A 13,461-nucleotide genomic window follows, 5' to 3' on the forward strand; every position below is an offset into this window, starting at 1 on the left:
GAAAAAATGCTCTACGCCATCACCACGCTCTTTATCTGCCAACTGGCCGGCGAACTGCTCGTGCAGTGGCTCGGCCTGCCCATCCCCGGCCCGCTGATCGGCATGGTGCTGCTGTTCACCGGCCTGCTGGTGCGACGGGGCGTGCCACAGGTCCTGGCCGACACCTCGGGCCACCTGCTGCGCAACCTGATGCTGTTGTTCATCCCGGCCGTGACCGGCGTCATGCTGCATTTCGAGCGCGTGGGGCGCGAGTGGCTGCCCTTCCTTGCGGCGGGCATCGCCGGTGCGGCATTCACCATGACGGTCACCGCGCTCACGTTCCGCTGGATGATCCGCATCACAGGCAAGGACGCCGAATGACAGCGCCCGCGAAGCTCTCCGAGATCTGGGTCTTCCTCGCGCAGTCGCCGCTGCTGTGGCTTTCGCTCACGCTGCTGGCCTATCTTGGCGCACTGTGGCTGCACACCCGCAGCGGACGCAATCCGGTGGTCAACCCGGTGCTGGTCTCGGTGATCGTCATCGTCGGCGTGCTGCTGCTCACGCGCACGCCCTACGACACGTATTTCGAAGGCGCGAAGTTCGTGCACTTCCTGATCGGCCCCGCCACCGTGGCACTGGCTGTGCCGCTCTACAGCCAGGTCGGACGGCTGCGGCGGTTGTGGCTGCCCATTGGCGTGGCGTTGCTCGTGGGCTCGGTCGCGGCCATCGTGTCGGCCATCGGCATCGCGTGGGTGCTGGGCGGATCGCACGAGCTGATGATGTCGCTCGCGCCCAAGTCGGCCACCATGCCCATCGCCATGGGCGTGGCCGAGAAGATCGGCGGGCTGCCCTCGCTGGCGGCGGTGGCCGCGGCCGTTGCCGGCATCTCGGGCGCGATCATGGCGACGGGGCTGCTGAACCTGCTGCGCATCAAGGAGCCCGCGGTTCGCGGGTTCGCGGTCGGCCTTGCCGCGCATGGCATCGGCACGGCGCGGGCGATCCAGGTGAACGAGACGGCGGGCGCATTCTCCGCGCTGGCCATGGGGCTCAACGGCATCGCGACCGCACTGCTGGTGCCGCTCGTCGTCAAGCTGATGGGAGTGTGAAGGTGCCGCTGTACCGATCCCATCCCGTCACCGATCCCCGGCCGATGGAGCTCGTCTGGCCCGCGAGGCCTTACCTGGCCGGCTACGTCTCGGCGTTGAACAGGGGCTGGTCGCGCGACGAGACGCGGCCCGAATCGGGCGCGGAGGAACGCGCCGCGATCGAGTCCGACCCCGCCCTGTTCCTCGCGAGCCTGGTCGACCGCGAGGCCAGGGGCGCGCCCATCACCATGCCGGACGGCACGCAGGTGCCGCGCCTGCCGGGCTACAAGTGCTGGATGTGGGACGGCGAGTTCTGCGGCAGCATCGACCTGCGCTGGCAGCCCGGCACCGACGCCTTGCCGATCTACTGCCTGGGCCACATCGGCTACAACGTGGTGCCGTGGAAGCAGCGCAGGGGCTACGCCACGCGCGCGCTCGGCGCGATGCTGACGCTGGCCGCGCGCGAGGGGCTGAGCCGCGTCGAGATCACGACCAGCCCGGACAACTTCGCGTCGCAGAAGGTGATCGCGGCCCATGGCGGCATGCTGGCCGAGACCTTCGTCACGTTGCCCAGCCAGGGCAGCCTCACCAAGTACCGCTACTTCATCCATCTCTGAAATCTTTCGAGCAAGGAGCACGACCCATGGCCCAGTACACCGCGGAAATCCTCTGGGAGCGGGGCGATCAGGACTTTCTCGGCAACACCTACAGCCGCAGGCATGTGCTGCGCTTCGACGGCGGGGCGGAGGTGGCGGCCTCGTCGTCCCCGCACGTGGTGCCGCTGCCGATGTCGGATGCGTCGGCGGTCGATCCGGAGGAGATGTTCGTCGCCTCGCTTTCCAACTGCCACATGCTGTGGTTTCTCACGATGGCCGTGAAGCGCAGGTTCATCGTCGACCGCTACTTCGACGCGGCCACTGGCGTGATGGAGAAGAACGCCGACGGCAAAATGGCGATGACGGTGGTCACGCTGCGGCCGGCGGTGGCGTTCTCGGGCGAGAACATTCCTACGCGCGAGCAGATCGAGCAGATGCACTACCGGGCGCATGAAGAATGCTTCATCGCCAACTCGGTGAAGACCGAGGTGCGCTGCGAGCCGGTGTAGTTCGATTCAGCGGCGCTGCAGCCGCGGATTCTTGGCAAACAGCTCCGCCGCCCAATCCACGAACGCGCGCACCTTCGCGCTCAGGTGGCGGTTGGGCGGGTACACCACGTGGATCGGCAACGGGTCGCGATGCCAATCGGGCAGCAGCTCGATCAGCTCGCCGCTTTCCAGCAGCGGCTCGGCCATGAAGGTGATGCACTGCGAGATGCCGAAGCCGCCCAGCACCGCGGTGATGTGCGCGTTGCTCTCGTTCACCGACACGCGGTAGGGCCCGTTCAGCTCGATCTGTTCGTCGCCCTTCCTGAACTCGTGCGGGTAAACGCGCCGCGTGGTGCCCGAGAAGTAGCTCACCACGTGGTGGCGCTTCTCGATGTCGCTCGGGTGCTGCGGCATGCCGTAGCGCTTCACGTATGCCGGCGATGCCACGGTGACGAAGTGCAGCGTGCCGATGCGCCGCGCCACCAGCGACTGGTCGTTGAGCTCGCCGGCGCGGATCACGCAGTCGACGTTGTCACTGATCAGGTCGACGGTGCGGTCGCTCACCCCCAGGTCGACCTGGATATCAGGATAGCGGTCGCAGAAGCTGGCCAGCGCAGGCAGGATGATCTGCCTTGCCACCGAGGTGCCGACGTCGATGCGCAGCCGCCCCGTGGGGTTGGCCTGCGCATTCGTCATGCTGGCTTCCATGTCGTCGAAGTCGTTGAGAAGGCGCGCGGCCCGCTCGAAGTAGGCCGCGCCGTCGGGTGTGACCGTGACGCGCCGCGTGGTGCGGTTGAGCAGCTTCACGCGCAGGCGCGATTCGAGCGCCTGGATCTGTTTGGTGACCGTGCCTTTGGGCAGGGCGAGAGAGTCCGCCGCACGGGTGAATGTGCCGGCTTCCACGACGCGGACGAAGATCCGCATGGCCTGGATTTGATCCATTGAATGCCTGTTCTGGGTACCCGGCCCACACCGGGGGAGGCGGATTCTCACACAAGCAGCCAAACCCTTGGCGGGTGGCCCCGATTGTTATCGGTTTGGAAACAGAGTAGGGCCGGCTTGCCTGTTTCAACGCTGCGCCGGGCGACTTATATTTCAACCATCGCCCAATTCCCTGAGGTCGCCCATGTCACCCGTTCCATCGTCCCGCTCTGCCGAAGCCGCCGCCCGTGCGGCGGTACAGGGCGTGGAAGCCGATCTGTCGATCGAGCTGCCCGGCCGCGAACCGGTCGGTGCCCGTGTGTACGGCCAGCGTGCCAAGGGTGAAGTCGCACCGCTGGTGCTGCATTTCCATGGCGGCACCTTTGTGTGCGGCGATCTCGACAACGGCCGCAACGTGGCCCGGCTGCTGGCCGGCGCGGGGGCGGTGGTGGTGTCGGTGGCCTATCCGCTGGCGCCCCAATCGCCGTTCCCGGAGCCGATCGAGGTGGGCTATGCCGCCCTCGAATGGCTTTACAAGCAGCGCACCAAGCTCGGCGGCAAAGGCGCGCAGGTGTACCTGGCCGGCGAGGAAGCCGGCGGCAACCTGGCGGCCGCGGTGGCGCTGATCGCCCGCGACCGGGCGCATCCGCCGGTTGCCGGCCAGATCCTGCTGTCGCCCATGCTCGACCCCTGCGCCGGCACCGCCTCGTTGCGCAAGGCCACCAGCGATGCGGCCGAATGCCGCTGGGCCAGCGGCTGGGAGAAGTACCTGAGCTGCCCCTCGAACGCCACCCATCCCTATGCGGTGCCCAGCGGTTCGCTGCGGCTGTCGGCCCTGGCGCCTGCGCTGGTGCTGGTGGGCCAGGACGACGCCATGCGCGACGAGGCGCTGACCTTCGCCGGCCGCCTGCGTGCCGCCGGCATCGAGGTCACGAGCAGCGTGCTGCCCAGTGCCTCCAACTGGCCCAAAGCACTCTACGACACCGAGAACACGGGTTGCGTGGCCTGTGAGGCCACGGTGCAGCAGCACTTCCGCGAGTTTTTCAGCGCGACCACGCCACCGGGTGCGGCGCCGAACCACCCCAGCTAGTTCCCGGCCGATCCCGGCTGCCTGATCGACACGCCGCCAGCGCGGCAGCGTGCGAGGGCCTTGTTTTTTCTGAATTCCGCCGCCTGGTGCCAAAAGCGCCGGGGTGGCCTGTTGCATCCCTGAAGTCATCGAGAAGGACGAACCATCATGTCGAACAACGAGAAAAAGCTGTCTTCCGTCGCCCGCAAGGGCCTGTGGCCCGCCGTGACCGGCATTACCGCATTGCTGGCCGTGGCGGCCGCCGTGTTGGGCATGCACAGTTTCAAGGCCGAGGCCAACAACGCACCGGCGGCGCCGCAGGCCACGCCGGTGTCGGTGGCCACCGTGGCGTCGAGCGAGATCAACGCCTGGGACGAGTTCTCGGGCCGGCTCGAAGCCGTCCAGCGCGTCGATGTGCGCTCCCGCGTCGCGGGCGCCGTGCAGTCGGTGCACTTTCGCGAAGGCGCATTGGTGAAGCAGGGCGATCTGCTGATCACCATCGATCCCGCCCCGTACGCGGCCGAGGTCGAGCGCGCCGAAGCACAAGTGGCCTCCGCGCAGGCCCGCCAGTCGTTCAGCCGCAGCGAGCAGGAGCGTGCCAAGCGTCTGTGGGACGACAAGGCCATTGCCCAGCGCGAGTACGACGAGCGTGTGAATGCCGGCAGCGAAGCCAATGCCAACCTGCGCGCCGCCCAGGCCCAACTGCAGACCGCGCGCCTGAGCCTGGGCTACACCCAGGTGCGCGCGCCGGTGTCGGGCCGCATCGGCAAGCTCGAAGTGACGGTGGGCAACCTCGTCGCCGCGGGCCCCGGTGCGCCGGTGCTGACCACGCTGGTGTCGGTGAGCCCGATCTACGCGAGCTTCGACGCCGACGAGCAGGTCATCACGCGAGCCCTGAAAGACCTGCCGAGCGGCTCCAGCGCCCGAGGCCAGATCGAGAGCATTCCCGTGCAGATGGGCACCGCCGGCCTCGACGGCACGCCCTTCACCGGCAAGCTGCAGCTGATCGACAACCAGGTCGATGCCAAGAGCGGCACGGTGCGCGTGCGTGCTTCGTTCGACAACAAGGACGGCGCGCTCATCCCCGGCCAGTTCGCCCGCATCCGCATGGGACAGGCCCGCAACGACACCGCGCTTCTCGTGAGCGAACGCGCCATCGGCACTGACCAGAACAAGAAGTTCGTGATGGTCGTGGGCGAAGACAACAAGGCGGTCTACCGCGAAGTCACGCTCGGTGCGTCGATCAACGGGCTGCGTGTCGTGAGCAAGGGTCTGAAGGCCGGCGACAAGGTCGTGGTCAACGGCCTGCAGCACATCCGCCCTGGTGCGCTGGTGGCGCCGAAGCAAGTGACCATGGACGCCAAGGCCGACCCCAAGCAACAACAACCGGAACGTGTCGCGGAAGCGGCCAAATCTTGAACCACCCCCAGGCTTGCTCACTTCGTGTAGCCGCCAACCCCCTCGCGGGGGCAACACCAGCGGCCCGGCAAAGCCGGTTCCGCGGTGTTCCTGAAATGGGAGCCACTTGGATGCCGCATGCCTGCATGCGGCGTGGACCGCGCACGACGCGGTGGAGTAAACGAACATGAATCTCTCAAAATTCTTCATCGACCGGCCGATCTTTGCCGGCGTGCTGTCGCTATTGATGCTGATAGCCGGCCTGATCGCGCTGCGCGGGCTGCCGATCTCGGAGTACCCGGAAGTCGCGCCGCCTTCGGTGGTGGTGCGCGCCCAGTACCCGGGCGCCAACCCGAAGGTGATTGCTGAAACGGTGGCCACGCCGCTGGAAGAGCAGATCAACGGCGTCGAAGGCATGCTCTACATGGGCAGCCAGGCAACGACCGACGGCGTGCTGACGCTCACCGTGACGTTCCGCCTCGGCACCGATCCCGACAAGGCACAGCAGCTCGTGCAGAACCGCGTCTCGCAAGCCGAGCCGCGTCTGCCCGAGGAAGTGCGCCGGCTTGGCATCACGACCGTCAAGAGCGCGCCCGACCTGACGATGGTGGTCCACCTCGTCTCGCCGAACAATCGCTACGACATCAACTACCTGCGCAACTACGCGGTGCTGAACGTGAAGGACCCGCTGGCGCGCATCGAAGGCGTGGGCCAGGTGCAGATCTTCGGCGGCGGCGACTACTCCATGCGCGTGTGGCTCGACCCGCAGAAGGTCGCGCAGCGCGGCCTCTCGGCGAGCGACGTGGTGGCTGCCATCCGTGGCCAGAACGTGCAGGCCGCGGCCGGCGTGGTCGGCGCATCGCCGGGCCTGTCGGGCGTGGACATGCAGCTGTCGATCAATGCGCAAGGTCGCCTGCAGAGCGAGGAAGAGTTCGGCGACATCATCGTCAAGAGCGGCACCGACGGCGCCGTCACGCGTCTTCGCGACATCGGCCGCCTCGAGATGGGCGCCGCCGACTACTCGCTGCGCTCGCTGCTGAACAACGACCCGGCCGTCGGCATGGGTGTGTTCCAGGCGCCGGGCTCCAATGCGCTCGACATCTCGTCCAACGTGCGCAAGACGATGGCCGAGCTCAACAAGAACATGCCCGAGGGCCTGGAATACCGCATCGCCTACGACCCGACTCAGTTCGTGCGCGCGTCCATCGAATCGGTGATCCACACGCTGCTCGAAGCCATCATGCTGGTGGTGCTGGTCGTGATCCTGTTCCTGCAGACGTGGCGCGCGTCGATCATTCCGCTGCTGGCCGTGCCGGTGTCGGTGATCGGCACCTTCGCGGTGCTGCACGTCCTCGGCTTTTCGATCAACGCGCTGAGCCTGTTCGGGCTGGTGCTGGCCATCGGTATCGTGGTGGACGACGCCATCGTGGTGGTGGAGAACGTCGAGCGGAACATCGAGGCGGGGCTCACGCCGCGCGAGGCGACCTATCGCGCGATGCGCGAAGTGTCCGGGCCCATCATCGCGATTGCGCTGGTGCTGGTGGCCGTGTTCGTTCCGCTGGCTTTCATCAGCGGCCTCACGGGCCAGTTCTACCGCCAGTTCGCGGTGACGATTGCGATCTCGACGGTGATCTCGGCGATCAACTCGCTGACGCTGTCGCCCGCGCTCGCTGCACTGCTGCTGCGCGGCCATGACGCTCCCAAGGACGCGCTGACGCGCGGCATGGACAAGGCCTTCGGCTGGCTGTTCCGCGGCTTCAACAAGCTGTTCCATCGCGGCTCCGAGGCCTACAGCGGCGGCGTGAAGAACGTGATCTCGCGCAAGGCGCTGATGCTCGCGATCTACGTCGCGCTCATCGCCGTGACCTTCGGCCTCTTCAAGGCGGTGCCCGGCGGCTTCGTGCCGGCGCAGGACAAGCAATACCTGATCGGCTTCGCTCAGCTGCCCGACGGCGCCACGCTCGACCGCACCGACGAAGTGATCCAGCGCATGGGCGAGATCATGAAGAAGAACCCGAACGTGGAAGACGCCATCGCCTTCCCGGGCCTGTCGATCAACGGCTTCACCAACAGCTCCAACTCGGGCATCGTGTTCGCCACGCTCAAGCCCTTCGACCAGCGCAAGCGCGCCGACCAGAGCGGCGGCGCGGTGGCGGGCCAGTTGAACGGCGCCTTCTCGAGCATCCAGGACGCCTTCATCGTGATGTTCCCGCCGCCGCCGGTGGCGGGCCTGGGCACCACGGGCGGCTTCAAGCTGCAACTGGAAGACCGCGGCTCGGTGGGCTACGACCAGATGGACGCGGCAGTGAAGGCCTTCATGGCCAAGGCTTACCAGGCGCCCGAACTGGCCGGCATGTTCACGAGCTGGCAGGTCAACGTGCCGCAGCTGTACGCCGACATCGACCGCACCAAGGCCCGCCAGCTCGGCGTGCCCGTGACGGACATCTTCGACACCATGCAGATCTACCTTGGCAGCCTGTATGCGAACGACTTCAACAAGTTCGGCCGCACGTACTCCGTGCGCGTCCAGGCCGATGCGCCTTACCGCGCCCGTGCCGAAGACGTGGGCCTGCTGAAGGTGCGCTCGACCTCGGGCGAGATGGTGCCGCTGGCCGCGCTGATGAAGGTGAATTCGACCTTCGGCCCGGAACGCGCCATGCGCTACAACGGCTACCTCGCCGCCGACATCAACGGCGGCCCGGCGCCGGGCTACTCCTCGGGCCAGGCGCAGGACGCGATCACCAAGATCGCGGCCGAGACGCTGCCCAAGGGCGTGAGCTTCGAGTGGACCGAGCTGACCTACCAGGAAATCCTGGCCGGCAATTCCGCCTTCCTGGTGTTCCCGCTGGCGATCCTGCTGGTGTTTCTGGTGCTGGCTGCGCAGTACGAAAGCCTGACGCTGCCGATCGCGATCATCCTGATCGTGCCCATGGGCATCATGGCCGCGATGACCGGCGTATGGATATCGGGGGGTGACAACAACGTCTTCACGCAGATCGGGTTGATCGTGCTGGTGGGGCTGAGTGCGAAGAACGCGATTCTTATCGTGGAGTTTGCCCGGGAGCTCGAATTTGCCGGCCGCACACCGATACAGGCCGCCATCGAAGCCAGCCGCCTGCGCTTGCGCCCGATTCTCATGACCTCGCTGGCCTTCGTGATGGGCGTGCTGCCCCTCGTGCTGTCCACCGGCGCGGGTTCGGAGATGCGCAAGGCCATGGGCGTGGCGGTGTTCGCCGGGATGATCGGCGTGACGGCCTTCGGCCTGTTCCTGACGCCTGTGTTCTACGTGCTGCTGCGCCGCCTCGCGGGCAACCGGCCACTCAAGCTGCATGGCGAAGTGCCGCATGGCGACGACTTCGTGTCGGCCGGGCATCCGGCTTCGCATGGCGGCGCCGGTGGTGGCGGCCTTCATCCGGTGCCTGCATCGCCGCGTTCTTCGCATGACGACTGATCGAGAAAGCGCATCATGAAATTTTCAGTACAACCTCTGGTGAAGCCGCTTCGTACCGCGTTGCTGCCGCTGATGGCAGCCCTGGTGCTCGCCGGCTGTGCCACCGCGCCCTCGGGCCTGCCCGAGATCACGACCACCGCCCAGTTCAAGGAGCAGGGCAAGGACCAGGCGGTGACGCCGCCCGCCGGCTTCACGCGGGCCGCGCCCTCCGAGGCGCAACCGCGCGGCGACTGGTGGCTTGCGTTCAACGATCCGGCGCTCAACGCACTGATCGAGAAGGCCGACGTCAACAACACCAACATCCAGGCCGCGGCCGCTCGGCTGGCCGAGGCTCGCGCGCTGGCGCGCAGCGCCAACGCCGACCGCCTGCCGCAGATCGGCCTTGGCGCTGGCGCCAACCGCGGCGCGGGCCTGGACAAGGCCACGGCCAGCACCCGGCCAGCCACGATGACGAACATCGGCGCCACGTTCTCGTACGAGGTCGACCTGTTCGGCCGCCTCTCGGGCGCGAGCAATGCGGCCAAGCTCGATGCGGCCGGCCGCGAGGCGCTGCTGCAAAGCACGCGCCTCGCCGTGCAGGCCGAAGTGGCGCAGACCTACCTGCAGTTGCGCGCGCTCGATGCCGAGCGCGCCCTGGTGCGCGAGCAGGTCGAGGCGTATCGCGACACGCTGCGCCTGTCGCAGCGCCGCGAGCAGGCCGGCGACATCGCCGAGCTCGACGTGGCGCGCGTGCAGACCGAGGTGTCGTCCACCGAGTCGGATGCGCTCGCGCTCGACCGCCAGCGCGCCCAGGTGGAGCATGCGCTCGCGGTGCTGGTGGGCGATTCGGCTTCCAGCTTCGGCTTGCGCGTCGACGAGTGGGCGACGGCGCTCCCGTCCATTCCGCCGGGTGTGCCCGCCACGGTGCTCACCCGTCGCCCCGACGTGTCGGCCGCGCAGAGCGCTGTGCTGGCCGCGCAGGCCCGCGTGGGCGTGGCGCAGGCCGCGTGGTTCCCGGACATCTCGCTGACCGGCGCCGCCGGCTATGCCTCGCCCGAGATCGGCGACCTCTTCAAGTGGTCGGCGCGCTCGTGGGGCGTGGGCGCGCTGCTGTCGCTGCCGATCTTCGACGGCGGCCGCCGCGAGGCCGGCGTGCAGGGCGCCAATGCCCAGCTCGACGGTGCGCTCGCGAGCTACCGCACGCAGGTGCTGGTGGCGTTTCAGGAAGTCGAAGACCAACTGGCCGCCATCCGCATCCTGCAGGAGCAGTCGGTCGTGCAGGCACAGGCCGTGACATCGGCCCAGCGCGCCACCAGCCTGTCGGACACGCGCTATCGCAACGGCTACGTCAGCCAGCTCGACCTGCTGGACGCGCGCCGCAGCGAATTGCGCAACCGCCGGCAGGCACTGCAGGTGAAGTCGGCACAGTACCAGGCGGCGGTGGGGCTGATCCGCGCCATCGGCGGCGGCTGGGAAGCGCCGGCGCCGGTCGCGGCTGTCCCGGCACGGACGGCCGTGGCCGTGCGCTGAATCGCGATCAAGGATTGAAATTGAAAGCCTGAGCGCCGCAAGGCGGTCTTGCGCCGCCGTGGGTTCAGTCGGTTTTCTTGCCGGCTGGATTCGCGGCGGCGCTTATTTTTTGCAGCTCCACCGCGCCCACGGCCAGGGCGTTTGAATAGCTGGCCTGCGGCCTCGACGCTGTCCGGTAGACCCGGTAGTCGAAGGTTTCGGAGACGGCGTCGCCATGGTGGGCTTCGAGCAGGATCCAGAAGAACTGGCCCGGCTCGCGTTCCTCGACGGTTAGCGCCAAATCATTCAAGGCTGGCATGGGTTCCCGGGTGCAATGCGGTGTGGTGGCATCTGGTGTACGCAAAAAATGCTACTGTTTGATGCACCGGATGTATTTGCAATGCCCGGTGATGTGAAAGATGTCGCATTTCGTCGCTTCCATTTGGCCTTTCCCGGACCTGTGTGGCGCTCAACGACAATTCGCCGATGAGTTCAAAGGCGAAAAGCGGGCCGGCGCGTTGCGTCATGGTCCTGGGCACCACCAGCGGCGCCGGCAAGAGCTGGCTGGCCACGGCGCTGTGCCGCTGGTATGCGCGGCAGGGCCTGAAGGTGGCGCCTTTCAAGGCGCAGAACATGAGCAACAACGCCCGCGTGGTCGACGGCGGCGAGATCGGCAGCGCCCAATATTTCCAGGCCCTGGCCGCCAATGCCGTGCCCGGGGTGCGCATGAACCCGCTGCTGCTCAAGCCCGAGCGCGACACCCACAGCCAGGTGGTGCTGATGGGGCAGGTGAATGACGAACTCTCGGGCTTGCCCTGGCGCGGCCGCAGCGAGCGCGTCTGGCCGCAGATCGCGCAGGCGCTCGACGAACTGCGCGCCGGAAACGACGTGGTGGTGATCGAAGGCGCGGGTTCGCCGGCCGAGATCAACCTGATGGCCAGCGACATCGTCAACATGCGCATCGCCCGGCACGCGCAGGCGCGCTGCCTGCTCACGACCGACATCGACCGCGGAGGCGCCTTTGCCCATCTGTACGGCACCTGGGCGCTGCTGCCCGAGGCCGACCGCGCGCTGCTGCGCGGCTTCGTGCTCAACAAGTTCCGCGGCGATGCCTCGCTGCTCGCGCCTGCGCCGCAGCAACTGCAGGAACTGACCGGCGTGCCCACCGTGGCCACGCTGCCGATGTGGTGGCAGCACGGCTTGCCCGAGGAGGACGGCGTATTCGATGACCGCAGCCGTGCGAGCGGCACCGTGACGCGCACGGTCGCGGTCGTGGCATACCCGCGCATCAGCAACCTCGACGAATTCCAGGCGCTGAAGAACGTGCCCGGCGTGCGGCTGGTCTGGGCCCGTACGCCGGCCGACGTGGCCGGCGCCGACTGGATCGTGCTGCCCGGCTCCAAGCACACCAGCGGCGACCTGGCCTGGCTGCGCGCCCAGGGGCTGGACAGCGCCGTGGCCGCGCATGCCGAACGCGGCGGCGCGGTGCTGGGCATCTGCGGCGGACTGCAGATGCTGGGAGAGGCGCTGGTCGATCCGCACGGCATCGACGGCAATGCGCCGGGACTGGGCCTGCTGCCGCTGGTGACGGTGTTCGCGCGCGAGAAGACGGTGCGGCATCGCACCGGGACCTTCGGCGAGCTGAGCGGTGTCTGGGCTGCGCTGTCGGACGTGCCCGTCGCCGGCTACGAGATCCACCATGGCCAGACCGCCGCACACCCGCAGATGGCGCAGGACGGCCAGGCCGTGATGCCCGACGGACTGGCCTGGCAGAACGCGCGTGGCAACGTGCTCGGCATCTATCTTCACGGCCTGTTCGAGGATCCGCGCGCGCTGCACGCGCTGTTCGGTGCCTCCGTGCCCACGCTCGACGCCACCTTCGACGGCCTGGCCGACTTCATCGATACCCACTTCGACGCCGGCGTGCTCGCCGGACTGATTGCATGACCGAAACCATTCCCACCATTTCCGACATTACCGACACCGCGCTCGCCGCCCGCCTGCAGAGCGCGCTCGACAACAAGACCAAGCCGCTCGGCGCGCTGGGCCGGCTCGAGGCGCTGGCGCTGCGCATCGGCACCATCCTCGGCACCGAAAGCCCGGAGCTCGAAGCCCCGCAGATGCTGGTCTGCGCGGGCGACCACGGATTGGCGGCGCGCGGCGTCTCGGCGTACCCGAGCGACGTGACCTGGCAGATGGTCGAGAACTTCCTCGCCGGCGGCGCGGCCGTGAGCGTGCTGGCGCGCCAGCACGGGCTGGCACTGACGGTGGTCGACTGCGGCGTGCGGCGCGACTTCCAGGCGCGCCCGGGGCTGGTGTCGCGCCGGATCGCCGAAGGTACGGCAGACGCTTCGCAGGGCCCGGCCATGACGGCCGCGCAGTGCGCCCAGGCCATCGCCAACGGGCGCGAGGTGGTACGCGTGCTGCCGGGCAATGCGTTGCTGCTCGGCGAGATGGGCATCGGCAACAGTTCGTCTGCCGCGCTGCTGCTCTCGCGGCTGGGCGGGTTGGACATCGACGCCTGCACCGGTGCCGGCACCGGCCTCGATGCGGCCGGGCTGGCGCGCAAGCGCGATGTGCTGCGGCAGGTGCTGGCGCTGCACGCGGGCGCGACCGCGCCTCTGGACGCGCTGGCCGCCTTCGGTGGCTTCGAGGTGGCTACGCTGGTCGGCGCGGTGCTGCAGGCGGCCGAGGAGCGGCGCGTGATCGTGGTAGACGGCTTCATCGCCAGCGCAGCGGTGCTGGTGGCGCAGGCGCTGCAGCCGCACGTGGTGCAGCGCTGCGTAGCCGCGCATTGCTCGGCCGAACCCGGCCACGTGCTGCTGCTGGAGCGGCTGGGGCTGGAGCCGCTGCTCAAGCTCGAACTGCGCCTGGGCGAAGGCTCGGGCGGGGCGCTGGCCTGGCCGCTGCTCGAATCGGCCTGCCGCATCCTGCGCGAGATGGCGAGCTTCGAGTCGGCCGGCGTGTCGCGCAAGGACAGCTGAAG

General features: G+C 68.1%; 12 protein-coding genes. 10 read left to right on the plus strand and 2 right to left on the minus strand.

Annotation, left to right across the window (positions count from 1 at the left end; genetic code table 11):
- Window positions 1-6: 6 nt before the first annotated feature.
- From ACCD11_RS11160 to ACCD11_RS11175, 4 genes are read left to right on the plus strand one after another with little or no spacing between them, the layout of a single operon-like run.
- A complete protein-coding gene (locus ACCD11_RS11160) occupies window positions 7-360 on the plus strand; it encodes a CidA/LrgA family protein (protein WP_413313891.1) in 354 nt (117 codons plus the stop codon).
- Complete coding sequence (locus ACCD11_RS11165; RefSeq protein WP_413313892.1) at window positions 357-1,085, plus strand: LrgB family protein; 729 nt, start codon at window positions 357-359, stop codon at window positions 1,083-1,085. The genes ACCD11_RS11160 and ACCD11_RS11165 overlap by 4 nt, the downstream gene beginning before the upstream one ends.
- 2 nt (window positions 1,086-1,087) lie before the next feature.
- The gene (locus ACCD11_RS11170) at window positions 1,088-1,681 is read left to right on the plus strand and encodes a GNAT family N-acetyltransferase (protein ID WP_413313893.1); all 594 of its coding nucleotides are present in this window, start codon (window positions 1,088-1,090) and stop codon (window positions 1,679-1,681) included.
- A gap of 26 nt (window positions 1,682-1,707) precedes the next feature.
- Window positions 1,708-2,169, plus strand: a complete 462-nt coding sequence (locus ACCD11_RS11175; RefSeq protein ID WP_413313894.1) for an OsmC family protein — start codon at window positions 1,708-1,710, stop codon at window positions 2,167-2,169.
- A gap of 6 nt (window positions 2,170-2,175) precedes the next feature.
- On the opposite strand, the gene ACCD11_RS11180 is transcribed toward ACCD11_RS11175, so the two are convergent.
- Window positions 2,176-3,090, minus strand: coding sequence for a LysR family transcriptional regulator (locus ACCD11_RS11180; RefSeq protein ID WP_413313895.1), 915 nt, complete (start codon window positions 3,088-3,090; stop codon window positions 2,176-2,178).
- Between the two features lie 184 nt (window positions 3,091-3,274).
- Here ACCD11_RS11180 and ACCD11_RS11185 point away from each other — a divergent pair, with 184 nt between their 5' ends.
- From ACCD11_RS11185 to ACCD11_RS11200, 4 genes are all read left to right on the plus strand, one after another.
- Entirely contained in the window at window positions 3,275-4,159 is an 885-nt protein-coding gene (locus tag ACCD11_RS11185) for an alpha/beta hydrolase (RefSeq protein WP_007837053.1), read from the plus strand.
- 147 nt (window positions 4,160-4,306) lie between these two features.
- Window positions 4,307-5,557 (plus strand): efflux RND transporter periplasmic adaptor subunit, encoded by a 1,251-nt coding sequence (locus ACCD11_RS11190; protein WP_007837049.1) that lies wholly within the window; start codon window positions 4,307-4,309, stop codon window positions 5,555-5,557.
- 166 nt (window positions 5,558-5,723) lie between these two features.
- Window positions 5,724-8,987, plus strand: a complete 3,264-nt coding sequence (locus ACCD11_RS11195) for an efflux RND transporter permease subunit (RefSeq protein ID WP_413313896.1) — start codon at window positions 5,724-5,726, stop codon at window positions 8,985-8,987.
- Window positions 8,988-9,002: 15 nt separating this feature from the next.
- A complete protein-coding gene (locus ACCD11_RS11200; protein WP_413313897.1) occupies window positions 9,003-10,496 on the plus strand; it encodes an efflux transporter outer membrane subunit in 1,494 nt (497 codons plus the stop codon).
- Window positions 10,497-10,560: 64 nt separating this feature from the next.
- Here ACCD11_RS11200 and ACCD11_RS11205 read toward each other — a convergent pair whose 3' ends face one another.
- Entirely contained in the window at window positions 10,561-10,794 is a 234-nt protein-coding gene (locus ACCD11_RS11205; RefSeq protein WP_007837044.1) for a hypothetical protein, read from the minus strand.
- Between the two features lie 167 nt (window positions 10,795-10,961).
- Between ACCD11_RS11205 and ACCD11_RS11210 the strand changes: the two genes are divergently transcribed.
- Together ACCD11_RS11210 and cobT are read left to right on the plus strand one after the other, a co-directional pair.
- A complete protein-coding gene (locus ACCD11_RS11210) occupies window positions 10,962-12,422 on the plus strand; it encodes a cobyric acid synthase (protein WP_413313898.1) in 1,461 nt (486 codons plus the stop codon).
- Entirely contained in the window at window positions 12,419-13,459 is a 1,041-nt protein-coding gene (gene cobT, locus ACCD11_RS11215) for a nicotinate-nucleotide--dimethylbenzimidazole phosphoribosyltransferase (RefSeq protein ID WP_007837042.1), read from the plus strand. Before ACCD11_RS11210 ends, cobT begins: the two co-directional genes overlap by 4 nt.
- Window positions 13,460-13,461: the final 2 nt, after the last annotated feature.

This window comes from Variovorax sp. Varisp36, from assembly GCF_047304235.1.
GTDB lineage: Bacteria > Pseudomonadota > Gammaproteobacteria > Burkholderiales > Burkholderiaceae_C > Variovorax.